The following is a 26,020-nucleotide window of genomic DNA, read 5'->3' on the forward strand; positions in this document are numbered from 1 at the left end:
CTTTTCGGCAATATCCCGAGATTTTGGATGACTATCTTCCATGGCACCCAGACATTCAGAAAAAGTGCTCTTCTAGCAAAACCGGTAAATGAGATGGCCGGTTTTGTTTTTTTCTAGCCACCTTCTTGTTTGACGCTTACAGTACTTGTATACTATTGCAATATTCCACCTTGACTTACCACATGATTCCAACTAAAATATAAATAACACTAATAAATAATAATTATCCATTATATAGCGTATGTAAAACCCAACGTAAGCAAATCCTAAATGGTACAGCAATAAAACGAGGTGATACAAGTGTCTACTAAGCACGTTAACCACCTAGCGAATGAAAAGAGTCCATACCTATTACAACACGCACACAACCCAATAGACTGGTACCCCTGGGGCGAAGCGGCGTTTACGAAGGCAAAAGAAGAAGACAAGCCGATATTTTTTAGTTGTGGCTATAGTACATGCCATTGGTGCCATGTCATGGAGCGAGAGTCCTTTGAGGACGATGAAGTAGCGGCGCTTTTGAATAACTACTTTGTATCGATTAAGGTTGACCGGGAAGAACGACCTGACGTTGACCATATTTATATGGCAGTGTGTCAGGCTGTGACCGGGCAAGGCGGTTGGCCGCTGACAATTGTGATGACTCCTGATAAAAAGCCGTTTTTTGCCGGGACTTATCTGCCTAAACATGCTATGTGGGGTAGGCCGGGACTGCTGGAAGTATTGTCAATGTTGAAAGAGCAGTGGGACCAGAACCGGGATAAGATTGAAGAGATTGGCGAAAAGCTGGCTCAATCGCTGAAGCAGCAGCCAGTTAAAACGGAAAAGGGGCAGTTGTCGCAGACAACGCTGGAGAGTGCATTTTCCCAGCTTTTAAGTGACTTTGATCCAACCTATGGTGGTTTTGGGACTGCACCTAAGTTTCCGACACCCCATAACCTCTTGTTTCTCATGCGCTATTGGCGGCGGTCAGGGGATAAAAAGGCCATTGCGATGGTGGTTAAGACGCTTGATGCGATGAGCCGGGGCGGGATTTATGACCATCTAGGCTACGGGTTTGCCCGTTATTCAACAGACAACAAGTGGCTTGCACCGCATTTTGAGAAAATGCTGTATGATAATGCTCTTCTTTGCTATGCCTATGTGGAAGCTTATCAGTGTACCGGAGACCCGGACTTTGCCCGCGTTGCTGAGGAGATTATTACATATATAATGAGGGATATGACCAGCCCCGGCGGTGCTTTCTATTCAGCCGAGGATGCGGACTCTGAAGGTGTGGAAGGCAAGTTCTACGTCTGGACACCGCAGGAGATTATTGCACTGTTAGGCACAGAGCTTGGTGAACTATTTACCGATGTGTATAACATCACCCCGAACGGTAATTTTGAACACGGCGAAAGTATTGTGAATCTGATTCAACATGATTTATATGATTACGCCGCAAAACATAACCTTGATATTAATGAACTTGAGGCCAAAATGGCTGAAGCCAGGGAGAAATTGTATCAGGCTCGGGAGCAGCGGGTGCATCCCTTTAAAGATGATAAAATACTGACAGCCTGGAACGGGTTGATGATTGCGGCGCTGGCCAAGGCCGGAAGGGTACTGCAAAGAGAAGATTATACTCAGGCTGCTGAGCAGGCAGCAGAGTTTATCTTTGCTAAGCTTACTGCAGAAGATGGCAAACGTTTGTTAGCCCGTTACCGGGAGGGCAATGCGGCCTATCTGGGGTATGTGGATGACTATGCGTTCATGCTGTGGGGTCTCTTAGAGGTATATGAAACAACCTTCGCTCCTAAGTATTTGCGGCAGGCGATCGCTTTGAGCAAAGACCTTAAACAACTGTTCTGGGACATGGAAAATGGGGGATTTTATTTTACCGGCAATGACGGCGAAGAATTGTTATTGCGCCAAAAAGAAATTTATGATGGTGCTATACCTTCAGGCAATTCTGTGGCTGCTTTAGTTTTGTTGAAATTAGGACGGCTGACCGAAAATGCTGAGTATACTGCCATGGTTGAAGACATGTTTAAGTATTTCAGTGCGGAGATCTCTCATTATCCCCGTGCGTACACCTATTTTTTGTTGGCGCTTGACTATTACCTCACACCGCCTAGCCATATTGTAATAGCTGGGGAAAAGGAAGACCCGAATGTTCAGGCCATGTTGGCGCTGGCTGGGCAAAGCTTTATGCCTGAAACGACTGTCATCTACAATAATCCGGTCTATCAGGCAGACAACTGGGAACTCGTTCCTGTGGCCGCCGGACAAGGAGCTATTAGTGGCCGGGCTACAGGATATATTTGCGAGAATTTCACCTGTCAGCGCCCTGTCCAGACAGTTGAGGAGTTTAAACAGGTCTTAATAAAGAGGGATTAAACAATAGATATCTTTTAGTATTAAATTAAAATAAGTTGTCGAAAAGTCTTGTCTGTTTGCCAGAAAATTGGTAAAATATGATTGAGACAATGAAGGGGGATTATATAATGATTACTGCAAAATTACAAAAAGCCATCAACCATCAAATCCAGGCAGAAATGTATTCAGCTAATCTCTATCTGGCCATGTCCGGTTACTGCATGTCCAAAAACCTGAAAGGTTTTGCCAATTGGTTACGAGTACAGTATCAGGAAGAAACTATGCATGCATTAAAATTCGTTGATTATATACTGGAGCGCGGCGGCGAGCTAGACCTTAAGGTAATTGACGCACCGCCGGCCGAGTTCGGCAAGCCTGTTGAAGTATTCGAGCAGATATTAGCTCATGAAGAACATGTTACTAGTTTGATTAATAAACTGTACGAAGTTGCTGTTGAAGAAAAAGACGTGGCTGCCCAAATTTTCCTTCAATGGTTTGTGACCGAACAGGTAGAGGAAGAAGCTTCTGCCAGTGAGGTTCTTGAACAGCTTAGAATGATTGGTGATAAAAATTCAGGCCTGTTCTACTTGGATAAAGAACTGGCCACCAGGACTTATCAACCGCCGGCGGCTAACACTAAGTAAACAAAACGAGACCCCTGTCCGGGGTCTTTTGTTAAAATACATAACCCCCTCCCTGGGGGTAGGAGGAATGTTGTGTGAAAAAAGTAGTCGTCATTGGTGCTGTGGCGGCAGGGCTTAAGTCAGCAGCCAAGATCCGCAGGGAAGATCCCGAGGCAGAAATTATCGTTTTAGAAAAAGGTTCGCTCATCTCCTATGGCGCTTGCGGTATGCCGTATTATGTCGGCGGCTTGATTGCTGATGTAAGTGAGTTTGTGAAAACTCCGGCAGGTGCGATACGCAATCCTGATTTTTTTAAGAATGTAAAGAATGTGGATGTTCGTATCAGGATGTTGGTTACTGCCATTAACCGGGTGGATAAAACGGTATCAGTCAGAAGTTTGGAAACCGGTGAAGAATCAGTATTACCCTATGATAAGCTGGTTATTGCTACAGGCGCTACTCCTGTGAAACCGCCGCTTACCGGTATTGAGCTAGGTGGTATTCACCAGTTTTGGCATCCGGATGATGCGGTTGCTGTACGCTCAGGGATTGATAACGGGCAGATTAAAAGCGCCGTAGTTATCGGTGCTGGTCTTGTTGGTATGGAAATGGCGGAATCGTTTAAGGTCCGGGGTGTTGATGTAACGGTTATCGAGATGAAAGAGCAGGTGTTTCCGGCTTTCTTAGATACCGAGGTTGCTGGCTCGGTGGCTAAATATGCGGTTGCAAACGGCATTACGCTATTACTGGGTGAGAAGGTTGAACGATTTGGCGGTGAGGGCACAGTAAAGGAAGTTGTGACTAACAAGCGCGTTATTCCAACAGATATCGTGGTGCTAGCCATTGGTGTCCGCCCTAATACTGAATTAGCCAAAGCAGCCGGTCTTGCCATCGGTCCTTCAGGTGCTATCGCGGTTAACGAGTACATGGAAACAAGCGACCCGGATATCTATGCCGGCGGCGACTGTGCTGAGAATACGAATATCGTATCAGGCAAGAAGGTGTTTGCCCCCATGGGCTCGACGGCCAATAAGCATGGGCGGGTAATCGGTGAAAATATCGGCGGTAATCGTATCAAGTTTCGCGGTGTGTTAAATACGGTAGCTGTCAGGGTACTGAACTTTCATGTCGGCAAAACTGGTCTTACCGAACGGGAAGCCAAAGAACTTGGGTATCAATATGTAACCGCTATGGTGGCTGGGCCGGATAAACCGCACTATATGCCAGGCTCTAAGCCGATCACGGTTAAGCTGATTGTTGAGGCTGACAGCCGTAAAATTCTCGGAGCGCAGGCCTTTGGTGAAGGCGAAGTAGTCAAACGAATTGACGTTATGGCGGCGGCACTCACAATGGGCGCAACGATTGATGATCTGTTTGATATGGATTTGGCCTATGCGCCCCCTTATAGCAGTCCGATTGATAACGTAGCCGTTGCGGCTAATGCAGTTATGAATAAGCTAAGCGGTAAATTAAAGGGCATATCGGCGCTGACGGCTAAGGAAAAGATGGCTGAGGGCAACGCGGTATTTCTGGATGTACGCTCACCGGCAGAATACAGCCAGATTCGTCTTGCCAACTGTCCGGGCGTGAAGAACATTCCGCTTGGGCAGCTTAGAACCAAGCTGAATGAAATCGGTAAAGATGATGAAGTGATTGCATTTTGTAAAATCAGCCTCCGTGGCTATGAAGCAGCTTGTATTTTAGAGGGAGCCGGCTTTAACAATGTCAAAGTACTGGAAGGCGGTATTGTTTCCTGGCCTTTTGACTGTGAAAAATAATAATAGGCTCGCGTAAAAGTCATGGCGGCAGTTCACACTAATGTTGAGGTGAATTTGCCGCCATGAAATCTTTTGTACCCAAACGCGCTTTTTTTGAACCTGGCGCACTGGATTATCTGATGGGAAAAGAATTATATGAAAAACTTCAAGCCATGAATGTTCCTGTACAATTCACAGGATCACATAACCGGGTGACTGGGATTCCCGGAAAAACACCCCAGGAAGCCTTTCGCGAAGCCAAACGCACCCTGGTAGTTGGGGTGAGAAAAAGTACGGATTTTGCCAGCTGTAAGCCTTCGGCGCATTATCAACTGCCGCTTAACACCAGTTGTCCGAGTATGTGCGAGTATTGCTATCTAGCGACTACTCTGGGAAAAAAGCCGTACCTTAGAGTATATGTAAATATTGAAGAAATTTTTGAGCAAGCCGAAACCTATATAAAGGAGCGTGCGCCGGAAATTACCTGGTTTGAAGGCGCTGCTACTTCTGACCCGATTCCTACTGAATACTTGACCGGACTTTTATTCAAAACAATTGAGTTTTTTGGCAGCCATGAACTGGGGCGGTTTCGTTTTGTTACTAAGCACGATAAGGTAGATACCCTGCTTAGCGCCAGGCATAACGGTCATACCCGCTTCCGGTTTAGTTTAAACGCTGCGTCTGTTATCGAAAAGTATGAGCATGTGACACCTTCTATAATCGAACGGGTGGCAGCTGCTGGCAAGGTGGCAGGGGCTGGGTATCCGCTAGGGTTTATTATTGCACCCATTTTCTACTTTCCCGGCTGGCAGAAGGAGTATGGCAGTCTGCTTGAAGCGCTTGATGCTCAGTTGCCTGATGACGCAAGAGGTGATTTGACTTTTGAGCTTATTTCTCACAGATTTACTAAGAGGGCCAAGAATAATATTCTGGATTTATTTCCCGAGACTGATTTGCCAATGGAAGAAAGTGATCGAAAATTTAAATACGGACAGTTTGGTTATGGAAAGTACATTTATCAGCCCGAAGTAATGGCCGAGATTAAGGATTACCTCACAGGCAAGCTTTCCGCCACCTTTCCCCATGCTAAAATTGAATATTTTGTGTAAAAGACTTTTGTTAATTGTTTACAATAAATAAATCAAGTCTTGCCATAATTTGTGGCAGGACTTATTTTTATGTTTAGAGAACCCTTAATTACATTTGAGAATTTCCGATATATATTATAGTGACATTTTTGCCTAGATCGCAGGGAGGGCTTCTATTTGGAAAAATCAACAGTTTTTGGTATGATATTGGGGATTGTGGCTGTTATTGTTGGTATGGCACTTAAGGGTGCTAGCCCGGCTGCACTGATAAACCCAGCGGCATTTATGATTATTTTTGTTGGTACGGCGGCCGCTTTGCTCAATGCCTTCCCGCTTGAGCAAGTTAAAAATTTCCCAGTATTAATTAAGAAATTATTTAAGCAAGAAGAACGTATTGCCAAGTCTGAACTACTTAAGTTGTTTGTTGAGCTGTCGCAGATAGCGCGACGGGAAGGTATTTTGGCGCTGGAGAGCAGGCTGGAGGATATTCATGATCCATTCTTGAAGAATGGCATGAGCATGGTTATTGACGGTATGGATGTCGATTTTGTCAGGGACGTACTAGACGCTGATATTGAAGCCATGGAAGAACGTCACCGCTCCGGAGCGCTCATTTTTTCTCAAGCCGGAATGTATGCGCCCACACTCGGGGTACTAGGCGCGGTAATCGGTCTGATTGCTGCACTCGGTAACCTGGATGATATCGAGAAATTAGGTCACTCGATTGCCGCTGCGTTTGTGGCTACTTTGCTGGGTATATTTACAGGCTATGTACTGTGGCATCCGTTTTCTACTAAGCTTAAGCTGATATCGAAAGACGAAGTAGAATTGAAACGGATGATGGTTGAAGGGATACTGTCTCTCCAAGCCGGTGATTCCCCGATGGCAATAGAGTCTAAGCTGCTGGTATTTATTCCTCAAAAGGTCCGGGATCTGCTAAAGCCTAAACCGGAGGATAAGTAAATGAGCAGAAAAAAGAAAGAACATCACGAGGAGCATGCGGACGAGACCTGGCTTATTCCCTACTCTGACCTTCTGACACTGCTCCTGGCGCTGTTTATTGTACTTTTTGCGTCCGCTCAGGTTGATCAGAAAAAGTTTGATCAGATAGCAGCCTCTTTTAATGTGGCATTTAACGGCAGCCCGGCGCTTTTGGAGAGTCCTAAGCCGCCCCAGCCGGAGACTAGCCAGGCTAATCCGCCTGCTCCACAAATTCCTGCAGTAATGACTGCCATGAACGGCATCAATGAAAAGGCCTATATGCAGGAAACAGCGCAATTAATTGAGCTAAAGAAAATGTTGGATAAGTACATTGCTGATAATGGCTTGGGGGGAGATTTATCTACTTCGCTGACCGATGACGGACTTATGATCCGCATTCAGGATACGGCACTATTCCCGTCAGGCAGTGCTGACCTTAGACCTGAATCCCGCCGTTTCGGCACCCAGATAGCCAAATTGTTGTCGCCACTTACCCAGAAGGTTACGGTATCAGGTCATACTGATACTGTACCAATCAACACCCGGGATTTTCCTTCTAACTGGGAACTAAGCTCACGTCGGGCCGTAAATTTTATGAGGTTTCTAATGTCCCAGGAAACAGGGCTTAGGCCTGAAAGGTTTAGCGCTACCGGGTATGGTGAGTACCGGCCGGTTGTGGGTAACAATACTTCTGAGGGACGAGCTATGAATAGGCGGGTAGAGGTGTTTATCCAGCGCAACTACCGTCCGTAAATAATAATTACATACCACTTAATTTATCAAAAGCGAGGCAATTATTGCCTCGCTTTTTTATTTTGTCAAATATTAATATAATTTTCCGGCAATAGCTAAATACTAGATACATTGCGTAATGATCTCGCCTTTAGATACTAAACAAGTAGGAAGGAGAAGGGGCTTATATGGTTTTAAAAATGTTCGTCAGGTTTTCGATTATCGGCTTATCAGGTGTGGGCGTTAATATGGCAGTGTTTATCCCGCTAACTGCCCTTGGCATCAGCTACATAACTGCAGCACTGCTATCATTTATAGCGGCTGTCACCAACAATTTTGTCTGGAATCTGCTATGGACATTTAAAGGGCGGGCTACTAATAAGAGTCTCAGGCACAAATATATCTCATTTGTAGCTTGCAGCATCATTAATTTAGTGGCCAATCTGATGATTTTACAGGTCTTGGTCGAACAATTTGCTGTGAATGCGACAGTTGCACAGCTCACTGCCATTGGCGCCACCGGGGCGCTTACTTTTGCGCTTAATTACGTCATAACCTTTAGCGACAGGCGCAGCAAGTGCGAGGAGGCAACTACTGATGAAGCTTGTAATTATTCCAACATATGACGAGAAAGAAAATATTGCTCAACTATTAAAACTGGTATACGGTTCTGTATCTGATATTCACGTTTTGGTAGTTGATGATGCCTCGCCTGATGGTACCGGTGAACTAATTGAAGAATTAAAGACCTCCGAATATCAGGACAAGCTTTTTCTGTTAAAGAGGTCAGGAAAACTTGGTCTAGGTACCGCCTATATTGCCGGTTTTAAGTGGGCGCTTGAGCGTGAATACGAGCTTATCTTTGAAATGGATGCTGATTTTTCACATAACCCTAAGTATTTACCGCAATTTATAAAAGCCATCGCCAGTTGTGACGTAGTGTTGGGCAGCCGGTATGTTGCCGGTGGGGGCGTAACCAACTGGAATTTTTTTCGAAGGCTAATCAGTATTGGCGGCAGTCTGTACTCCCGCATCCTTCTCAACATGCCATTTCATGACTTAACTGGTGGCTTTAAGTGTTTTCGTCGCAGGGTGTTAGAAGCGATTGACCTTGACAATATTAAATCAAACGGCTACTCTTTTCAGATAGAGATGACTTATCGTGCTTTTTTATTAGGCTTTAATATTAAGGAAGTTCCTATCATCTTTGAAGAACGGCAGGAGGGACAATCGAAGATGTCTTCGTCTATCTTCAGGGAAGCCGTATTAATGGTTCTTAAACTGAGGGCTGCCAAGGGTTTTTTAAGGGCTGGCAATGTAATGGGTGTCAAAAATAACTTAAGTTAACGGAGCCTGGGTACACAGCGTGCTCTGGGTGTTTTATTTGCAACTAGGTTAAAAGCCTAGTTTTTTTATTGTTACTTTTGGTATATAATTGTTTTTGAAGCCTAATTTGTAAATTTGTGGAAGGTGAGTCATGATCATTGGCATAGGTATTGATATTGTTGAGATAAACAGAATTAAGGCGGCTGTTGAGCGGGAGGCGTTTATTCAGCGGGTGTTTACGGCCCAAGAGGCGGCCTATTGCCGCAGCAGGGGTGTCCAGCAGGCAGCTTCGTTTGCTGCACGTTTTGCGGCTAAGGAGGCAGTGGCTAAAGCGCTTGGCAGCGGCTTTGCAGGCGGGAATATCAAAGATATTGAGGTCATAGTAGCAGACAGGGGTAAACCGGTCATTGCCCTTCACGGTAGTTTTGCTGTGCTGGCTGGTGAGCTTGGGGTTACTGATATACATATTTCTCTGACGCATGCCCGGGAATATGCGGCAGCTCAGGCAGTTTTAGAGGGAGGCGGAAAGTGATGAGAGCAGCAACAGCCAATGAAATGCGGGAGATTGACCGTATTGCAATTGATGATTACGGCATTCCCGGCGCGGTATTGATGGAAAACGCCGGGGTGGCGGTAGTACGGCAACTGGAGACGATAATGGAACCGCTATCTGAGCGGAAGTTCTGTATTTTTGCCGGCAAAGGCAATAATGGCGGCGATGGCTATGTGATTGCCAGGCACATTGCCAACCAGGGAGGCAAGGTTAAAGTCTTCTTATTGGGAGAAAAAGAAGCCGTGAGCGGTGATGCCCGAATTAATCTTGATATTATTGAGCGAATGGGTATTGATATAATCGAAATCAATAATGATCGTGTTTGGGACAAGGTAAAAGTGGCAGCTACCTTTGCGGACTGTCTTGTGGACGCGCTCTTAGGCACCGGTTTTCGCGGCGAACTTAGCGGTGACATGGCTCAGCTTATTGATATTATTAATGCAGCCGGCAAACTGGTTATTGCGGTAGATATCCCCTCTGGCGTGGATGCTGATACTGGCCGGATTTGCGGTAACGCTGTGCGTGCAACACATACGGTGACTTTTGGTCTGCCAAAACCGGGCATCTTTTTATATCCTGGTGCAGAGTACGCCGGTGAGCTCGCGGTGGCTGATATTGGTATACCTACGGCTATCGTGGCAGGGCAGAATATTAAACAAAATATCATAATGGCAGATACGATCCGTACAATTTTGCCTAGGCGCAGCCCCGCAGCCCATAAAGGAATGGCCGGGCGGCTGGCTGTTGTGGCCGGTTCGCGTGGTCTGAGTGGGGCCGCCGCTATGACCGCTGAAGGAGCACTCAGAGCCGGAGCCGGACTGATTACGTTGGCGGCTCCGGCAAGTTTGCAGGATGTATTAGCGGTTAAACTGACTGAAGTAATGACTAGGCCACTGGCCGAAACTTTAGCAGGCGCTATCAGCCAGGAAGCTGTACGTGAGATTATCAGTCTGGCGTCAGCCAATGATGTGATGGCAATTGGTCCCGGTCTTGGCCGCCATGAAGAGACTGCGGCGGCAGTACGAGCTGTAATTGTAGCAGCAGAGTGCCCGCTGGTGATTGATGCAGATGCGCTGGATGCGCTGGCAGGCTATACAGATAGTCTATCTGACTGTGCAGCATTACCGGTATTGACGCCACACCCGGGCGAGATGGCACGACTGACCGGCCTCTCAATCCAGGCGGTAAACGCTGACCGTGTGAATGTGGCCCGGCAGGCAGCTGGCGAGTGGGGCAGTATTGTTGTGCTTAAAGGGGCGCGGACAGTTGTTGCTTTTCCGGATGGAGAAGTATATATTAATACTAGCGGAAATGCTGGAATGGCTACAGGCGGAACCGGTGATGCACTTACAGGCATCATTGCCGGCCTGATAGCCCAAGGTCTTTCAAGCCATGATGCTGCAGTAGCCGGGGTGTATATTCACGGCTTGGCTGGCGATGTTGCGGCAGCTGCCGGAATGGTCGGTATGGCGGCGACAGATTTGATTAAAGCTGTGCCAGCAGCATTGTACGGCATAAAAGGCTATTAAAGTATATAAAAAAGTTGACACTGGTATATAACTGCTTATATAATAATATTATCTTTTAATATGCTCCATACTGGCGGGGGTGAAGGTGTGGCAGAATTACGGCGAATCATGATAAGTATTCCTAATGCATTGTTACAAGAAGTAGACGGCATAATAGCTATGGACAAATTGAGCAGAAGCCAGTTTGTCAGAGAAGCCATGCGTCTTTATATAGAAGAACGCAAGAGAAAAGCAGTACGGGATATGATGAAAAAGGGTTATCAGGAAATGGCAGTCATTAATCTGGCTTTGGCCGAGGAAGGCCTACTGGCTGATATTGACACATTTGAACTGATGCCTGGCCTGCTGGCGGAGCGTGAATAGCGATGATTGTCAAGCGCGGAGATATTTATTACGCTAATTTGAGTCCTGTGGTCGGTTCAGAACAAGGTGGCCACCGGCCAGTTCTGGTCATTCAAAATGATGTCGGTAACAAGTACAGCCCAACGGTTATTGTCGCGGCGATTACGTCGCAGATTTCCAAGGCTAAACTGCCCACACATGTTGAAGTAAATGCCAGTCAATATAATCTTGAAAAAGATTCGGTTGTGCTGTTAGAACAGCTCCGGACCATTGATAAGCGCCGTCTTAGGGACAAAGTAACGCATTTAAGCGAAGAAATTATGAATAAGGTGGACGAAGCTATACGGATAAGTATTGGCTTGGTTCAGTTGTAGGGCTAGGTGTAGGCGGGAAACTGCCTATTTTTAGTTTAGAAGGCTGGTGAAAAGCGGCCATCTGCTTCGTTGCTCCTCAAAACGCTTGCTTGCGTACACAAACCGTACGCGGCGCTGCGCGTTTTTCCGGTGCGCCTAGCATCTGACCACTTTTGACCAGCCTTTGGTGTGGTTGGAATACATATTGGGGGTAGACCAAATGAATAAAATACGCAAATGGTCATGGCTTGTCATTGCTGTGACCGTGTTTTCACTTATCCTTGCGACTGGCTGTGGCGGCGCGGGTATAACCGCTCAGCCTGGTGGCAAGACACCGGCGGCAGCCTCTGCAGGGGCACCGGTTACTGTCAAGGTGCTTGATGTCGGTCAAGGGGATGCCATCCTTATCCGTACCAAAGATCAGGTGGTGCTTATTGATACCGGCGATGTTCCGGCCAGGGATAAACTGGTTAGTATGTTGAAGAGCCAGGGAATTAGCACCATTGATAAGCTGATTATTACCCATCCGCACGCCGACCATATTGGCGGCGCCGCGGCTTTATTTGAACATTTCTCTGTTAAGCAGGTTTATGACAGCGGCCAGAAAACGACCTCAAACCTGTACAAGCAGTATCTAACACAAATACAGAAAAGGAATATTCCTTTTTCAGTGGTTACTGCCGGTACAACGATTGAGTTAGGCAACGAAGCGGCGCTTAACGTCTTGGCACCGGAGCAGCCGTTCATCGGCGGCTCTGAGCCTGATTTAAACAACAACTCAATCGTTGCCAAGCTGGTTTACGGTAATTTTTCTATGATGCTGACTGGAGACGCCGAACAGGAGTCTGAAGAGCGGATGCTCAAAAAAGGTGCGGCTAACCTTAAAAGCACGTTGCTAAAGAGTGGCCACCACGGCAGTAAGACCTCCTCATCTGTGCCTTTCCTACAGGCGGTCAGTCCTGAGGCAGCCTTAATCTCACTAGGGGCCAACAATGATTACCACCATCCACATCCGTCAACCTTAAAGAAATACAACGAGAAAAAAATAAAGGTGTACCGTACCGATACTGACGGTACTCTGACTGTTACTACCGATGGTAAAACATATGCCATTGCGAAGGAGCGATAAGCTGTCATGAAGATAAAAGCCGTGATTGACCGGTTTGAAGGAAGCAAAGCGGTGCTGTTAGTTGGTGACCAGGAGATTAGCGTCAACTGGCCAAAAGAGCTGTTGCCGGAAACTAAAGAAGGCGATATTCTGGCGATACAGGTAACAGTTGATGCTGAAGCCACACAACAGGCACAAGCAGAGGTGGATGCGCTGTTTGAACAGATTATTCGACAGCAGGGCAACAATAAATAGTCGGTAGCAGGAATACTTTATAGGTTCAGCGCATATATTGTACCTTTTTAGAAAATCAGACTTAAGTCCTGCAGGAATTTTGACAAGGATCACGAATAGGTACAAGACACTTCGCGGTTTGGAGGTGCCTTTATTGCGAAAGATAGCGTTAATGTTTCTGCTCGTTCTGTTTGTTGCCTCTTGGACAGGCGTATATGCCGCTCCAGATGCTGTTCCGGAAGCTAAGCCTGTTATTAGTTTGCCGAAAATAACTTCCGAGAAAGCAGTCGAATCACGCGGGATCAGCCGTCAGCTAGAACTTAGTCAAGTCCGGTGGGCTAATCATACGGAAGCCCTTACTGGAACAGCTATGATGAGGCTGGTAATGGATGTATCCGGCCCTGTTGAAGCCAGTGGTGTAGTTATTGCTGGGCCTACGCCGCGTCTAAGTGTGACAATAAAAGGGACAACACCGGGTAAAGCGATTGAAGACCTTACCTTTGATGGAAAAGTTATCGAAAAAGTAAGCTTTGATGTCAGTGGTCAAGATACTAAAGTGACCTTTGACCTGCCGCTTATGGTTGAGGATACCGACTACAGGGTATTTACCCTGCCCAGCGACGCCAAGGCTAACAAGCCTTTCCGGGTCGTTGTTGATGTAAACAAACCCGTGCCGATGCCAGATTTTTCTTTTACAACCGGGCTGAAAAACAAAGTAATTGCGATTGACCCCGGTCATGGGGGCAGTGATCCTGGGGCTATTGGTCCCAGCCAGTATCAAGAAAAGACAGCGACATTGGCTGTGGCCCAGAATGTACGGACTCTGCTGGAAAAGGCGGGGGCCAGGGTAATTATGACGCGTCAGGATGACCGTGATGTTTACGGCCCTAACGCATCAGCTGTTGATGAACTCAAAGCGCGTTCGACAGCTGCCAATAGTCGTAAAGCTGATGTATTCTTAAGCATTCATATGAATGCCTTTCCCGACCGCACTGTAGGCGGCACGTCAACGTACTATTATCAGAAAACGAAGTATGATTCTATGTTGGCACGAGCCTTACAAACAAGTCTGATTGAGGCGGGCAAACTCCAGGACCGTCGGACTAATCCGGCCAACTTCTATGTAATTAAGCGGACCCAGATGCCGGCGGCGCTTATTGAGCTGGCGTTCATTTCAAATCCAGATGAAGAAAAACTCCTAAGCTCACCCGATTTTCAGCAGAAAATGTCTCTAGGAATAGTACGGGGGCTGGAACGGTTTTTTGACCAGGCTGCCAAGCTAAACTAAAGAGGTGGGTAATATGAAAAATAACTTGAGATTGCTAATAATGGCCTTTTTGCTGTCTTTAGCGTTTCTGGTTGCCGGGTGTGACAACTCGGCACCTGTTAATCAGACAGCACCGGCAACACCGGAAAAAGTGACTGAACAATCGCAGCAAACCAATACGGCTTCCAGTCCTGATCGGACTATGCAGCTTGTTGTTTACCATGCGACTAAAGATGCCATGTATCTTGTGCCTGAAGCCTATAAGGTGCCTGTTAACAGCCATCCGGCCCGTACAGCGATTGAGCTTCTCCTGGCCGGAACCAAAAATCCAGAGCTTGTTAGCGTTATGCCTTCTGGAACGAAAGTGAAAAACCTGACAGTCAAAGACCATATCGCGTATGTAGATTTTGATGATAAATTAATCAAGAAGAATGTTGGCGGCTCGGCCAGTGAAACGTTGCTGGTAGGCGCTATTGTCAATACGCTTACCGAGTTTCCCGACATTCACAAGGTACAGATTTTGGTTGAAGGCAAAAAAATTGAAACTATCTCAGGTCATATGGATACCAGTGAGCCGCTGAGCCGATCAGAAAGAATTATTAAAAAGTAATAATCAAGCAGCAATTCTTCAGTGCGAAGAATTGCTGCTTTTTATTATGAGCTCCGTTTTAGCGTTAGCCCGTGTTTATGCAGTTTTTTGAGTATTGCAGTATGCGACAGTCCTAGAGCAGCTCCCAACTGCCGGGAGGTAGTATGTTTAACCATGGCTTTAACCAGAACATCGTGCTCAACTTCGTTGATAATCTCATCAAGCGTGCGATCGCATGCTTGAGTAACCGCAGGCATAGAGGGGGTGTAATCCTGATCAAAGATAATATGTTCAACCTGAATGATATTACCGATGACGATATTAACAGCACGTTCGATAACGTTCTCCAGCTCACGGATATTGCCAGGCCAATGGTAGCCGGTGAGTTTCACCAGCGCTGCCTGGCTAATGGTATCAGTCTCTTTGTGGAGACGAGTGGCACAGCGTTTGAGAAAAAATTGAATCAGCAGAGGTATGTCATCCTTCCGTTCCCGGAGCGGCGGGATAAATAGCGGAATTACATTAAGCCGGTAATACAGGTCTTCCCGGAAACTGCCTTTAGTAATCATACTCTCTAGATTACGGTTGGTAGCTGCTAAAACACGTACATCAACAGGGATTTCACGCGTACTGCCGATTCGCCGGACTTTTCCCTCCTGCAGCACGCGCAGTAGTTTAGCCTGCAGGTGTGAGGGGATTTCGCCGATTTCATCCAAAAATATGGTACCGCCGTTTGCAAATTCAAATAATCCATGTTTACCACCTTTGGCAGCACCGGTAAATGCACCGTCTTCGTAGCCGAATAACTCACTTTCTAAGAGTGCATCAGGAATAGCGGCACAGTTAAGCGGTACAAATATTTTATTATTTCGGGGGGAGGCAGCATGTAACGCCCTTGCGATAAGTTCCTTGCCTGTACCTGTCTCGCCCCTGATGAGAACGGTCGATTCCCCTCTGGCAATAGACTTGGCAAGGGTGACTACCCGTTGCATAGACCGGCTGGTAAATAAAATTTCATCAAAGGTTATCTGCAACTGGCCAGTTACGGTATATACCAGCTCCCGGACAGCGCTGATGTCTTTAATAATTGCTACAGCCCCGATAATGCGTCCGTTTTTATCAACTATGGGACGTCCGCTTGATAGATAATGGCTTTTGGTTTTTTCCAGAACAATTTCACGATTGTTATAGCGTGTTCCGTGTTGCAAAGTCTCTAACAGTGGGCTATTGGCAGGAAATATAGTATCAAATGGCTGCCCCAAAACATCGATTGCCGGTAAACGGACAATTTTTTCAGCAGCCGGATTGTATTGAGTAATCCGGCCTTCAAGATCAATCCCAATAATACCGTCACTAACTGAAGTAAGTACGGCATTAAGCTGTTCGGCCCGTTCCTGATGAGGCATGAGGTTAATTTCGGTTACAGCAGTTACCATTGCGATTGCGCACAGTTCGTGGATAAGATATTGTTTGCTACTATCATGGAGCGGCTCGATCTCTACATAAATCGTATTAATCTCAAGTTCCATGGAGATGATATTGATTTGTCTGGCAGCAAGAACTTGTGAAATATCAAGGACAAGGCCGACTCTGTCAATGTTGGATATTTTTAAACACAGGTTATCCATATAGGGCCTCCTGATCTTGTGTGTCCATTACCTATGGAATAAATTTGCTATTATAACAAAAATTCCTTTGTTTCATACAATTTTTTTTTACATTGTGGTATACTACCCTTGCAGGAAATGCCTGCATAAAAGAGAAATAATTAGAAACATTACGCAGCCTTAAAAGGTGGTGTTTCCTATGCATGAGCTTCAAGAACTAGGCGAATTTGGCCTAATTGATTTAATTAAACAAGATACTATCCATGATCATAGCAGTGTAGTAGTTGGTATTGGTGATGATGCTGCCGTGGTCTTACCTACACCCCGTCAGTTACAGTTGCTGACGGCGGACATGCTGGTTGAATCGGTACACTTTGATTTGACGACGACAACTCCCTGGCAGCTTGGTTATAAAGCCATTGCTGTTAACTTGAGTGATATTGCCGCCATGGGCGGTGCGCCCCGTCATGCGGTAGTATCGGTGGCTTTGCCCCGGTCTACCCCGGCGGACTTTGTTATTAATCTATATAAAGGCATGAAAGAGATCTGCCGTGAGTTTAGTGTCAACATAGTCGGCGGCGATACCGTTTCCAGCCCGCAGGGATTAGTTATCAATGTCACTGTAACGGGCGAGGTTGAGCCGGCCAATTTGGTTCGTCGTTCAGGCGCCCAGCCTGGTGATGTTGTGGCTGTTACCGGTAAGCTGGGAAGTTCGGCAGCAGGATTGGATCTTTTGACAGCCGGTGAATGGGAGGATTCTTCTTTTGCCTGGCCGCTAGTCACCGCTCATCTGACTCCCAGGCCGCAGGTCAAAACCGGTCAATTGCTGGCAGCGGCTGGCGCCACCAGTATGGATGATATCAGTGACGGGCTTGCGAGTGAAGCGCATGAAATAGCTAAAGCCAGCCAGGTTGGCATCAAACTGTACGCTGGTCAAATCCCGCTTGCGCCTGAGGTGACAGAGGCTGCTGACAAGTTCAATAAACAGGCGATTGACTATGCTCTTTTCGGCGGTGAGGATTTCCAGCTAGTGTTTACTATGGAACCGGGCAAGTATGAAGCGCTGCTGGCCGCATACCCTGATTTGGCGGTGGTCAGGGTCGGTGAGGTAGTTGACAGTAGCGAGGGCGTGACACTTGTTGATGAAGCCGGGCAAGCTCAAAAGCTTGAGGCCAGAGGGTTTAACCATTTCCGCCAGGAGGAGTAATACTGTATGCTAGTTATTAAGACTAAGTCGCCTGATGAAACTTACACATTTGGAAAAAATGTGGCTAAGTCATTAAAACCAGGTGATGTTTTATGTTTGTCCGGTGATCTAGGTGCCGGAAAGACGCTGTTAAGTCAGGGAATTGCTGCTGGGCTTAAGGTGTCTGATGCCGTTTCCAGTCCCACTTTTACCGTGCTCAATGTGTATGAGGGAATGACCGGCAGCGGTCAGGAACTGTCTATATATCATTTTGATCTATATCGCCTGGAACACCCGGCCGAGCTTGCTGATATTGGCTTTGACCATTATATTGGAGCCGGCGGCATTGCAATTATTGAGTGGCCGGACAAATTCCCTGAATTCTTGCCAGAAGAGCGTCTCTGGCTGACACTTAAGACTGGTGATTGCCCTAGTGAACGCGTACTCTGCCTCAAGGCTGAGGGTACGCGGTATATGGAGCTGTGTGAGGAGTTGAAACAGGTTGCCAATTCTTGCTATTGATACAGCCACCCTCGTGTCTAGCGTGGCTATCGCCACACCGGATACGCTGGTGGCTGAACTTACTATTCAGACACGAAAAACCCATTCTGAGCGGCTGATGCCCCATATTTCCAGTCTGCTCACAATGGCCGAAATCTCGCAAAACAGTCTTAAAGCAGTTGCTGTAAGTATCGGTCCGGGATCTTTTACCGGACTTAGGATTGGCTTGGCCACAGCTAAGGCTCTCGCTTACGCGCTTAATATTCCACTAATCGGTGTGCCCACACTGGCAGCAATGGCTTTTGCCTGTCCGGCGCCGGGAGTGCTAGTGGCACCTATGCTTGATGCACAAAAAGGTAACGTCTATCTAGGCCTGTACGAGTGGTGTGAGGGTACTATGTCAGAAACTCACCCGCCACGGGTAGTGGCGTTTTCTGAGGCAAACGCTGAACTTGCCGCCAAAGGACGGCCTGTCCTATTACTGGGTGAAGCCGCCGTTATGTATAAAGAGGATATTGCTCATCCCGCGCCGCCTCATGTTGTTATGCCGCGTGCCGGCAGTGTGGCAGTCATGGCTCAGCAGATGTATGCTCAAGGTATTAAACATGATGTAGCTACTTTAGAGCCGTTATATATCAGACGTTCAGAAGCCGAAGAACTGTGGGAACGGCGGCAGTCTCAGGAGTGTCGTTAAATGTCGGAATTAACCATACGTCGCATGCAGGCGGAAGATATTGATGAAGTAATCACTGTTGAGAATAAAGCCTTCACTACGCCGTGGTCGCGTGCTGCTTTTGAAGAAGAAGTCGGTCATAATGACTTGGCACATTATCTGGTTATGGTGAAGGACAGCCAAATTGTGGGCTACGGAGGTTTCTGGCTTGTTGTGGATGAAGCGCATGTGACAAACATCGCGCTCTTGCCGGAGTATCATGGACACGGGCTTGGCTCACTCTTGTTGGAGAACATGATTCTTGTCGCCAAAGTCAAAGGCGCAGTCAGTATGACACTTGAGGTCCGTCCGTCTAACACGGCGGCCCGGAAACTATATTCACGCCGCGGCTTCATCGAGCGCGGCATCCGCCCTAATTATTATGCCGAAATAGGCGAAGACGCATTAATCATGTGGCTGGATAATCTATAACAATCCCCAACAAGCTAATAATAAGCCGCAAGGCCCGAAACCTGTTAGAAATGTTCAGCTGCGAGGCGCGACGAGGACGTGACCGCAGTCGTACTGGGAAGTACGTCGGAGGGAACGCCCGCAGGAGTAAAGTGCGCAGTTCTTGGCGCTTTAGCGCTTAGAAATGCGGCCTACCCCTTGCGGGTACAACGAAGATGGGCGTTTATAACAACGTTTCGGAGTTATAAAAAAAGGAGCCACGCTAGATTGTGGCCCCAAGGGTGATTGTGTAAGATAGCATATGCATAAGTGGGTAAAAGGGTGACAAAAAAGAGCAGGGCGGCCGTAGCCGCCCTGTGCTTTACAATCTATTGGAGAGTAGATTCATACTGCTCAATCATTTTACGAACCATGTGACCGCCTACGCGACCGCAGTCGGCAGAGGTCATAGTAGACCAACCTTGGCTACGAACGCGCTCCGAAATACCTAATTCATTAGCCACTTCCATTTTCATGCGGTCAAGAGCATTTTCTGCACCAGGATTTACAGGTTTATTCGAGCGTGCCATCTATTCGCACCTCCTTTCCCGGACTTTATGTTGATGTCCTTGGTTCTAATTTGGCTCACTTTCGAGATTCTAATACATCATTTGCATCATGTAATAATTAGCAGACATGTGATGGAGGTTTATCCTATGACTCAAAGTTTAACATTGGCGCTAGAAACAAGCTGTGATGAAACTTCAGCTGCTGTTATCACAAACGGACGTACTATTTTATCCAATATCATTTCGTCGCAAGTACCGACACACCAAAAATTTGGCGGTGTTGTGCCGGAGATCGCCTCACGCAAGCATATTGAGAATGTTATTCCGGTTATCGACCAGGCTTTGGTAGAGGCGGGAACAACGCTGGCAGACGTCAACGCCATTGGCGTTACCTATGGCCCTGGTTTGGTCGGTGCCCTGCTTGTCGGGGTGGCAACTGCCAAAGCCCTTGCTTTTTCTCTCAATAAGCCGCTGATAGGGGTCAATCATTTAGAAGGACATATTTTTGCCAATTTCCTGGCGCATCGTGAATTAGAGCCGCCGTTTGTGGCGCTGGTAGTATCAGGCGGCCATACCTCACTCATTCACCTTAAGGATTATAACGAGCTTGTACTTTTGGGACAGACTCGTGATGACGCGGCCGGTGAAGCCTTTGATAAAATTGCACGGGTCATGAACTTCCCTTATCCTGGCGGGCCTTATATTGATAATGCTGCCAAACAGGGTAATCCGTCAGCCATTGCATTCCCACGCGCCTTTGCAGGCCAGGCAGGGGAAAATAAGTTTGCCTTTAGTTTTAGTGGATTAAAATCGGCTGTTTTAAACTATCTAAACAGTGCCGCGCAGCGGGGAGAGACTGTCAGTATTCCTGATGTGGCTGCCAGTTTTCAGGCAGCTGTTGTTGATGTGCTGGTTATGAAAACGATAGCAGCTGCAGAACATGCCGGTGTTAACCAGATTGTTTTAGCCGGCGGGGTAGCTGCTAATTCATCCTTGAAAACTGAGTTAGCAACAAAAGCCGGGAACAGGGGCCTTGCAGTTTTTTATCCGCCTCCGGTACTTTGTACCGACAACGCCGCCATGATTGCCTGCCGTGCTCATTATCAGTTTTTGGCCGGTGATTTTGCCGACCTTAACCTGAATGCCGTTCCTTCTCTCAAATTGGGTCACCGGTGATGTGGACAACAATAAAAAGACAATTGTGGATAGTGTGGGTAATTTGTTAAAAATGGCGTAATCGCTTTGTCGAATCGACAATGCTATTGTGTATAATCCTGTGGATATTGTGGATAACTAGGGGGATAACCTTGGGAAAGTTCTGAAGAGAGACTGTTGACTGTAACTTTGTAAAATTGGTACCAGATAACAAGGAATTTTTACGGTTGCAGTTGAATACATAAAAGATTAAGCAGCGCTTGGTTTTTCTTTTACGGAACGGGGGAAAAGTTTTATGGGCGTAGCGGCAGATATTTGCCGGAAAATAACAGTTTTAACTCCAAGCCAAACTCAAGTTATTGATAAAGTATCAAGCGTACTGGGGCTGGCTGCTGACCTTGCGCATGCTCAGGTTACACTGTATACTGCGGCCCGCAATGAAAACTTTTTAGCCATTGTTGCGCAAGCTAAACCCAATACCACCTATATTGACTTTAAAACAAATATTTTGGGTAGCACCGTACAATCAGGTGAGGAGCCTTTGGTATGGCGGACGCTGGTTTCTGGTGCCAATATTGCCGGTCAGCGCGAGTGGGCGCTCGGTATGGACGCACTTGAGATGCGGGTTTTCCCTATTAAAGACGCCGTCGGTCAGATAATTGCTGCAGCAAGCTTTGAGACTAACAACCAGGAGGCCAGTGCCGATGGTCATGGCATGCTGGTAGAAACAGCATATATGCTGTTGACTATGGCTGCAGCCGTTGGGTCACTGGGCCGTAAAATTTATCGGCCGCTGGCAACACGAGACGGCATTGTTATCATTGACGAACGCGGTCATATTGCATTTGCTAATTCAGCAGCCGATGGTATTTATAAAGTGCTGGGTACCAACCAGATTATTGGCCGTCGGGTATCTGACCGCCAAATCAATATGAAGCTGGCGCAGCAGGCGCTGTCAACTGGGCAACCTGTGGAAAAAGAGATTGAGGCTGGCAACATGATCTTGGTACAGCGGGCTATTCCCATATTTGTCGGCGGCCTGGCAGTGCGTACCGTGTTTATTATTGCCGATGTTACCGAACTTAGGAAAAAAGAAAAAGAATTGCTGGTAAAGTCAGCGGTAATCCAGGAGATACACCACCGGGTCAAAAACAATCTACAAACCATTGCCAGTTTGCTTAGATTGCAGGCTAGGCGTACAAAAACGCCGGAAGTGAAAGCCGCGCTTAGAGAAAGTGTCAACCGGATATTGAGTATATCGGTTGTGCATGAGTTTTTGTCCCAACAAGACAGAGAATTTATTGATGTGGCTGAAGTCACTAAAAACATTTTAGACTTGGTCATTCAAAACATGCTTGAGCCTGATTTTAACATTGAAACAGTGCTCAATGGGCAAACCGTTATTTTGCCGTCTGAACAGGCCAGTAGTTTAGCGTTGGTAATAAACGAACTGATTCAAAATTCTATTGAACACGGCTTTGTCGGGCGTAAAGAGGGCCTGATTGGTGTTGATATTGCAACAACACCGGAAAGTTATCAGATAGATATCTATGATGACGGTATAGGTCTCCCTACGGGTTTTTGCCTGCAGAATACCAACAGTTTGGGCCTCCAAATTGTCCGGACACTGATAGAAAACGACCTTGGGGGGAAATTCCGCCTATTTTCCCGTGCCGGAACCCACGCTTTTATTACCATTCCCCGGCTGACGGAAGGCGCTAAAGAGGCGAAGGAGGAATAACATGGACGCTTTGCGGATAGTAATTGCTGACAATGAGTCAATTATAAGGATGGACCTAAAAGAGTTATTGGAAGAAGCCGGCCATACCGTGGTAGGAGAAGCTCCAGACGGAGCTAAAGCAGTTGAACTGGCCCGCAAATACCGCCCCGACCTGGTCGTTATGGATATAAAGATGCCTGAAATGGATGGCATTACTGCAGCTAAAATCATCTCTAACGAAAAGCTGTCGCCAGTGCTCCTTCTAACTGCTTTCAGCCAGAAGGAAATTGTGGAAAAGGCAAAGGATTCAGGCGTATTAGCCTATTTGGTTAAGCCTGTTAAAGAAGCAAACTTGTTCCCGGCTATGGAAATTGCTTTATCGCGGTTTCAGGAGTTTGCTGAATTAGAGCGCGAACTGGAGGAAGTCAAAAATTCGCTTGAAACCAGAAAAGTGCTTGATCGGGCTAAAGGGATTCTGATGGATGCGTATAGTTTAACTGAAAGCGAAGCGTACCGCCGCATTCAGCAGTACAGTATGAGTAAACGAAAATCGATCCGTGATGTGGCTGCAGCGATTGTTGAGTCAGCCACCCGAAAACGATAATAAGGCACATTTTTCTGCAGGGCAGAGGCTTTTTTAGCCTCTGCCCTACAGTTTTTCATAGTTTTTAAAAATATTTATGTATTTTTACTGAAATGCTCTTGATTTTTTGGGTCGAATTTTATATTATAAATTATGGAATTAGCACTCAACTTAAGCGAGTGCTAACAACAAACAGTTAATATTTAACACACTATAAAGGGAGGTTCTTTACATGATTAAGCCATTAGGCGACAGAGTCGTAATTGAAGCTTTGGCAAAAGAGGAAGTTACCAAGAGTGGTATCGTTCTTCCTGACACAGTCAAGGAGAAGCCGCAAGAGGGTAAAGTTGTGGCTGTTGGTTCAGGAAAAACTCTGGAAAACGGCCAAAAGGTTGCCTTAGACGTTTCGGTTGGCGACAAAATTATCTTCTCCAAATATGCCGGCACTGAAGTCAAGGTTGACGGCAAAGAATATCTCATCATCAGTGAAAGAGACATCCTGGCTGTTATTGAATAATCAGCTAATTATTATAAAATGAAAGGTAGGTAATACATAAATGGCTAAACAAATTTTGTTTGATGAAGAAGCACGCCGCGCGCTCGAGAGAGGCGTAAATGCTCTGGCTAACGCTGTTAAGGTTACTTTAGGACCTAAAGGCCGCAATGTAGTGCTTGACAAGAAATTCGGTGCTCCAGCGATCACTAATGACGGCGTAACCATCGCCCGTGACATTGATCTGGAAGATCCGTTTGAAAATATGGGTGCGCAACTTGTTAAAGAAGTTGCTACCAAAACTAATGACGTAGCTGGTGACGGTACTACTACTGCTACTCTCTTAGCACAAGCTATGATTCGCGAAGGCATGAAGAACGTTGCTGCCGGCGCCAATCCTATGATTCTGAAAAAAGGCATTCAACAGGCTGTAAACGTGCTTGTTGAAGAAATCAAAAAGAGCGCCAAGAAAGTCGAAACTAAAGACGCTATCGCCCAAGTTGCGTCAATTTCGGCTGGTGATGAAGAAATCGGCTCATTGATTGCTGAAGCTATGGAAAAAGTCGGCAAAGACGGTGTTATCACTGTTGAAGAGTCCAAAACCATGGGCACCGACCTTGAAGTTGTTGAAGGCATGCAATTTGACCGTGGCTATATCTCCCCTTACATGATTACCGATCCGGACAAAATGGAAGCTGTCTTAAACGATCCATATGTCCTCATCACTGATCGTAAGATCGGCGCTATTGCCGACCTGCTGCCAGTACTTGAGAAAGTAGTTCAACAAGGTAAAGAACTGCTCATCATTGCTGAAGATGTTGAAGGCGAAGCCCTTGCTACTTTGGTTGTTAACAAACTTCGCGGCACCTTCCGCGCTGTCGCTGTTAAAGCTCCTGGCTTTGGCGATCGCAGAAAGGCTATGCTTGAAGACATCGCCATCGTAACCGGCGGCGCTGTTATCACTGAAGAGCTGGGACGTAAACTTGACAGCGTAACCCTTGAAGACCTTGGTCGCGCCCGTCAGATTCGCGTATCCAAAGAAGAAACCACCATTGTTGATGGTAACGGTCAAGCTGACGAAATCAAAAAGCGCGTTAACCAAATTCGCGCCCAAATCGAAGAAACTACTTCTGACTTCGATAAGGAAAAACTTCAAGAGCGTTTGGCCAAATTGGCTGGCGGCGTAGCTGTCATTCAAGTAGGCGCTGCTACCGAAGTTGAACTTAAAGAAAAGAAACTCCGCATTGAAGATGCTCTTAATGCTACCCGTGCGGCTGTTGAAGAAGGCATTGTTGCAGGCGGCGGTACTACTTTCATCGATATTCAAGCAAGCTTGGGCAGCCTCCAGCTTACTGGCGATGAAAAAACCGGTGTTCAAATCGTTAGACGCGCTATTGAAGAACCGGTACGTCAAATTGCTAACAACGCCGGCTTAGAAGGCTCGGTTGTTGTAGAAAACGTTAAGAAAGCCGGTAAGGGCATAGGCTTCAACGCTCTGACCGAAGAATATGTTGATATGATTGCAGCTGGTATTGTTGACCCGGCCAAAGTTACTCGCTCGGCGCTGCAAAACGCTGCCAGCATTTCGGCTATGGTTCTTACCACCGAAACTCTTGTTGCCGATAAGCCTGAGAAAGACGCTGGCGCTGCTGCTGGCATGGGCGGCATGGGTGGCATGGGCGGCATGGGCGGTATGGGCGGCATGATGTAAGAAGTGCCTGAAGCCCTTGATTTACTAGGGTTTTAAGCATCGCTTACTATCAAATGCTCACGTTTTGCTCACATAGCACTTAAAAAACTAGAGGTTTCTCATTAGTTCGCTGAACTTTTGGGAAGCCTCTTTTTTTGACTTGGTTACATGCGAGTATGCCGGTTTTAAGGTGCACAACCACCTACTCGCATGCCAATATAGGCAAGTGTCACAAAAATGGCGTAGTCGCCTTCTAAACCCTTAGTCTGGGCGGTTTAAGGAATAGGGCAAGCTCTTCTGTTTCAAGATATTTTGGGATATCAGTTTCCTGTTCTAATTCTTCTACTGTTACATGAGTTGGGACGTAAAGAAAAAGGGGGCTATAATAAGCCCCCATACTGTAAAGATGGCATTTTATTGCCAAGGATAGGACACCCGGTCAAAGTACACGACAGCTAAAAGACAGACTCCAACTACAACTAACGCTGCATATAAAAGTATTGTCATAGCGTCCTCCTTTTTGGGTGTATTTAAGGTTAAACTATCCCAGTTTATTTATATGTGATATTAGTTT

27 protein-coding genes are annotated in these 26,020 nt (G+C 46.6%); 25 read left to right on the forward strand and 2 right to left on the reverse strand.

Annotated features, from left to right (window positions below; translation table 11 throughout):
* Positions 1-300 precede the first annotated feature (300 nt).
* The 16 genes from VN447_RS01595 to VN447_RS01670 all read left to right on the forward strand — a co-directional run bounded on the left by VN447_RS01595 (position 301) and on the right by VN447_RS01670 (position 14,861).
* Positions 301-2,379 carry a thioredoxin domain-containing protein gene (locus VN447_RS01595; RefSeq protein ID WP_325522123.1) on the forward strand — a complete coding sequence of 693 codons (2,079 nt, stop codon included), beginning with the start codon at positions 301-303 and terminating at the stop codon, positions 2,377-2,379.
* Positions 2,380-2,486: 107 nt separating this feature from the next.
* Positions 2,487-3,002 (forward strand): ferritin, encoded by a 516-nt coding sequence (locus tag VN447_RS01600; RefSeq protein WP_325522124.1) that lies wholly within the window; start codon positions 2,487-2,489, stop codon positions 3,000-3,002.
* A 74-nt stretch (positions 3,003-3,076) separates the two neighbouring features.
* Entirely contained in the window at positions 3,077-4,759 is a 1,683-nt protein-coding gene (locus VN447_RS01605; protein ID WP_325522127.1) for an FAD-dependent oxidoreductase, read from the forward strand.
* Between the two features lie 62 nt (positions 4,760-4,821).
* On the forward strand, positions 4,822-5,847 hold the full coding sequence (gene splB, locus VN447_RS01610; RefSeq protein WP_325522129.1) for a spore photoproduct lyase: 1,026 nt from the start codon (positions 4,822-4,824) through the stop codon (positions 5,845-5,847).
* A 156-nt stretch (positions 5,848-6,003) separates the two neighbouring features.
* Positions 6,004-6,789, forward strand: a complete 786-nt coding sequence (gene motA, locus VN447_RS01615; RefSeq protein ID WP_325522131.1) for a flagellar motor stator protein MotA — start codon at positions 6,004-6,006, stop codon at positions 6,787-6,789.
* Positions 6,790-7,560, forward strand: a complete 771-nt coding sequence (locus tag VN447_RS01620; RefSeq protein ID WP_325522133.1) for a flagellar motor protein MotB — start codon at positions 6,790-6,792, stop codon at positions 7,558-7,560.
* 167 nt (positions 7,561-7,727) lie between these two features.
* Positions 7,728-8,165, forward strand: a complete 438-nt coding sequence (locus VN447_RS01625; protein ID WP_325522134.1) for a GtrA family protein — start codon at positions 7,728-7,730, stop codon at positions 8,163-8,165.
* Positions 8,137-8,886, forward strand: coding sequence for a polyprenol monophosphomannose synthase (locus VN447_RS01630; RefSeq protein WP_325522135.1), 750 nt, complete (start codon positions 8,137-8,139; stop codon positions 8,884-8,886). Before VN447_RS01625 ends, VN447_RS01630 begins: the two co-directional genes overlap by 29 nt.
* A 130-nt stretch (positions 8,887-9,016) precedes the next feature.
* On the forward strand, positions 9,017-9,397 hold the full coding sequence (locus VN447_RS01635; protein WP_325522136.1) for a holo-ACP synthase: 381 nt from the start codon (positions 9,017-9,019) through the stop codon (positions 9,395-9,397).
* A complete protein-coding gene (locus tag VN447_RS01640; RefSeq protein ID WP_325522138.1) occupies positions 9,397-10,947 on the forward strand; it encodes an NAD(P)H-hydrate dehydratase in 1,551 nt (516 codons plus the stop codon). The genes VN447_RS01635 and VN447_RS01640 overlap by 1 nt, the downstream gene beginning before the upstream one ends.
* Before the next feature lie 87 nt (positions 10,948-11,034).
* Positions 11,035-11,310 carry a CopG family ribbon-helix-helix protein gene (locus VN447_RS01645; RefSeq protein WP_325522140.1) on the forward strand — a complete coding sequence of 92 codons (276 nt, stop codon included), beginning with the start codon at positions 11,035-11,037 and terminating at the stop codon, positions 11,308-11,310.
* A gap of 2 nt (positions 11,311-11,312) precedes the next feature.
* Complete coding sequence (locus VN447_RS01650) at positions 11,313-11,663, forward strand: type II toxin-antitoxin system PemK/MazF family toxin (RefSeq protein ID WP_325522142.1); 351 nt, start codon at positions 11,313-11,315, stop codon at positions 11,661-11,663.
* A 199-nt stretch (positions 11,664-11,862) separates the two neighbouring features.
* Positions 11,863-12,771: a ComEC/Rec2 family competence protein gene (locus VN447_RS01655; protein ID WP_325522144.1), complete on the forward strand. Its 909-nt coding sequence runs from the start codon at positions 11,863-11,865 to the stop codon at positions 12,769-12,771.
* A 6-nt stretch (positions 12,772-12,777) separates the two neighbouring features.
* Complete coding sequence (locus tag VN447_RS01660; RefSeq protein WP_325522146.1) at positions 12,778-13,005, forward strand: DUF3006 domain-containing protein; 228 nt, start codon at positions 12,778-12,780, stop codon at positions 13,003-13,005.
* Between the two features lie 124 nt (positions 13,006-13,129).
* Positions 13,130-14,272: an N-acetylmuramoyl-L-alanine amidase family protein gene (locus tag VN447_RS01665; RefSeq protein WP_414714863.1), complete on the forward strand. Its 1,143-nt coding sequence runs from the start codon at positions 13,130-13,132 to the stop codon at positions 14,270-14,272.
* Between the two features lie 13 nt (positions 14,273-14,285).
* Positions 14,286-14,861 (forward strand): GerMN domain-containing protein, encoded by a 576-nt coding sequence (locus VN447_RS01670; RefSeq protein ID WP_325522150.1) that lies wholly within the window; start codon positions 14,286-14,288, stop codon positions 14,859-14,861.
* Between the two features lie 44 nt (positions 14,862-14,905).
* On the opposite strand, the gene VN447_RS01675 is transcribed toward VN447_RS01670, so the two are convergent.
* Positions 14,906-16,468, reverse strand: a complete 1,563-nt coding sequence (locus VN447_RS01675) for a sigma 54-interacting transcriptional regulator (protein ID WP_325522152.1) — start codon at positions 16,466-16,468, stop codon at positions 14,906-14,908.
* 178 nt (positions 16,469-16,646) lie between these two features.
* Here VN447_RS01675 and thiL point away from each other — a divergent pair, with 178 nt between their 5' ends.
* Genes thiL through rimI form a run of 4 tightly spaced genes read left to right on the forward strand, consistent with a single transcriptional unit; the run spans position 16,647 to position 19,278 of the window.
* On the forward strand, positions 16,647-17,654 hold the full coding sequence (thiL, locus tag VN447_RS01680) for a thiamine-phosphate kinase (protein WP_325522154.1): 1,008 nt from the start codon (positions 16,647-16,649) through the stop codon (positions 17,652-17,654).
* A 6-nt stretch (positions 17,655-17,660) separates the two neighbouring features.
* Positions 17,661-18,155, forward strand: a complete 495-nt coding sequence (tsaE, locus tag VN447_RS01685) for a tRNA (adenosine(37)-N6)-threonylcarbamoyltransferase complex ATPase subunit type 1 TsaE (RefSeq protein ID WP_325522156.1) — start codon at positions 17,661-17,663, stop codon at positions 18,153-18,155.
* Positions 18,136-18,828, forward strand: coding sequence for a tRNA (adenosine(37)-N6)-threonylcarbamoyltransferase complex dimerization subunit type 1 TsaB (tsaB, locus tag VN447_RS01690; RefSeq protein WP_325522158.1), 693 nt, complete (start codon positions 18,136-18,138; stop codon positions 18,826-18,828). Before tsaE ends, tsaB begins: the two co-directional genes overlap by 20 nt.
* The gene (gene rimI, locus VN447_RS01695) at positions 18,829-19,278 is read left to right on the forward strand and encodes a ribosomal protein S18-alanine N-acetyltransferase (RefSeq protein WP_325522160.1); all 450 of its coding nucleotides are present in this window, start codon (positions 18,829-18,831) and stop codon (positions 19,276-19,278) included.
* Between the two features lie 347 nt (positions 19,279-19,625).
* Here the strand turns inward: rimI and VN447_RS01700 are convergent, their stop codons facing one another.
* Positions 19,626-19,826, reverse strand: a complete 201-nt coding sequence (locus VN447_RS01700) for an alpha/beta-type small acid-soluble spore protein (protein WP_075754166.1) — start codon at positions 19,824-19,826, stop codon at positions 19,626-19,628.
* A 126-nt stretch (positions 19,827-19,952) separates the two neighbouring features.
* Between VN447_RS01700 and tsaD the strand changes: the two genes are divergently transcribed.
* The 5 genes from tsaD (at position 19,953) to groL (ending at position 25,467) form a co-directional block, all read left to right on the forward strand.
* Positions 19,953-20,981 carry a tRNA (adenosine(37)-N6)-threonylcarbamoyltransferase complex transferase subunit TsaD gene (tsaD, locus tag VN447_RS01705; protein ID WP_325522165.1) on the forward strand — a complete coding sequence of 343 codons (1,029 nt, stop codon included), beginning with the start codon at positions 19,953-19,955 and terminating at the stop codon, positions 20,979-20,981.
* 274 nt (positions 20,982-21,255) lie between these two features.
* Positions 21,256-22,701 (forward strand): sensor histidine kinase, encoded by a 1,446-nt coding sequence (locus VN447_RS01710; protein WP_325522167.1) that lies wholly within the window; start codon positions 21,256-21,258, stop codon positions 22,699-22,701.
* A gap of 1 nt (position 22,702) precedes the next feature.
* Complete coding sequence (locus VN447_RS01715) at positions 22,703-23,284, forward strand: ANTAR domain-containing response regulator (protein WP_325522169.1); 582 nt, start codon at positions 22,703-22,705, stop codon at positions 23,282-23,284.
* A 211-nt stretch (positions 23,285-23,495) separates the two neighbouring features.
* Positions 23,496-23,780 (forward strand): co-chaperone GroES, encoded by a 285-nt coding sequence (gene groES / locus VN447_RS01720; protein WP_325522171.1) that lies wholly within the window; start codon positions 23,496-23,498, stop codon positions 23,778-23,780.
* A 40-nt stretch (positions 23,781-23,820) separates the two neighbouring features.
* On the forward strand, positions 23,821-25,467 hold the full coding sequence (gene groL, locus VN447_RS01725; protein WP_325522173.1) for a chaperonin GroEL: 1,647 nt from the start codon (positions 23,821-23,823) through the stop codon (positions 25,465-25,467).
* Positions 25,468-26,020 lie beyond the last annotated feature (553 nt).

It is taken from the genome of Sporomusa sp., assembly GCF_035561155.1.
GTDB lineage: Bacteria > Bacillota > Negativicutes > Sporomusales > Sporomusaceae > Sporomusa.

Coding starts and splice junctions, on each gene's coding strand:
- VN447_RS01600 (WP_325522124.1), top strand. CDS start 2,487: ATGATTACTGCAAAATTACAAAAAGCCATCAACCATCAAATCCAGGCA.
- splB (WP_325522129.1), top strand. CDS start 4,822: ATGAAATCTTTTGTACCCAAACGCGCTTTTTTTGAACCTGGCGCACTG.
- VN447_RS01620 (WP_325522133.1), top strand. CDS start 6,790: ATGAGCAGAAAAAAGAAAGAACATCACGAGGAGCATGCGGACGAGACC.
- VN447_RS01625 (WP_325522134.1), top strand. CDS start 7,728: ATGGTTTTAAAAATGTTCGTCAGGTTTTCGATTATCGGCTTATCAGGT.
- VN447_RS01630 (WP_325522135.1), top strand. CDS start 8,137: ATGAAGCTTGTAATTATTCCAACATATGACGAGAAAGAAAATATTGCT.
- VN447_RS01635 (WP_325522136.1), top strand. CDS start 9,017: ATGATCATTGGCATAGGTATTGATATTGTTGAGATAAACAGAATTAAG.
- VN447_RS01640 (WP_325522138.1), top strand. CDS start 9,397: ATGAGAGCAGCAACAGCCAATGAAATGCGGGAGATTGACCGTATTGCA.
- VN447_RS01650 (WP_325522142.1), top strand. CDS start 11,313: ATGATTGTCAAGCGCGGAGATATTTATTACGCTAATTTGAGTCCTGTG.
- VN447_RS01655 (WP_325522144.1), top strand. CDS start 11,863: ATGAATAAAATACGCAAATGGTCATGGCTTGTCATTGCTGTGACCGTG.
- VN447_RS01660 (WP_325522146.1), top strand. CDS start 12,778: ATGAAGATAAAAGCCGTGATTGACCGGTTTGAAGGAAGCAAAGCGGTG.
- VN447_RS01670 (WP_325522150.1), top strand. CDS start 14,286: ATGAAAAATAACTTGAGATTGCTAATAATGGCCTTTTTGCTGTCTTTA.
- VN447_RS01675 (WP_325522152.1), bottom strand. CDS start 16,468: ATGGATAACCTGTGTTTAAAAATATCCAACATTGACAGAGTCGGCCTT.
- thiL (WP_325522154.1), top strand. CDS start 16,647: ATGCATGAGCTTCAAGAACTAGGCGAATTTGGCCTAATTGATTTAATT.
- tsaE (WP_325522156.1), top strand. CDS start 17,661: ATGCTAGTTATTAAGACTAAGTCGCCTGATGAAACTTACACATTTGGA.
- rimI (WP_325522160.1), top strand. CDS start 18,829: ATGTCGGAATTAACCATACGTCGCATGCAGGCGGAAGATATTGATGAA.
- VN447_RS01700 (WP_075754166.1), bottom strand. CDS start 19,826: ATGGCACGCTCGAATAAACCTGTAAATCCTGGTGCAGAAAATGCTCTT.
- tsaD (WP_325522165.1), top strand. CDS start 19,953: ATGACTCAAAGTTTAACATTGGCGCTAGAAACAAGCTGTGATGAAACT.
- VN447_RS01710 (WP_325522167.1), top strand. CDS start 21,256: ATGGGCGTAGCGGCAGATATTTGCCGGAAAATAACAGTTTTAACTCCA.
- VN447_RS01715 (WP_325522169.1), top strand. CDS start 22,703: ATGGACGCTTTGCGGATAGTAATTGCTGACAATGAGTCAATTATAAGG.
- groES (WP_325522171.1), top strand. CDS start 23,496: ATGATTAAGCCATTAGGCGACAGAGTCGTAATTGAAGCTTTGGCAAAA.
- groL (WP_325522173.1), top strand. CDS start 23,821: ATGGCTAAACAAATTTTGTTTGATGAAGAAGCACGCCGCGCGCTCGAG.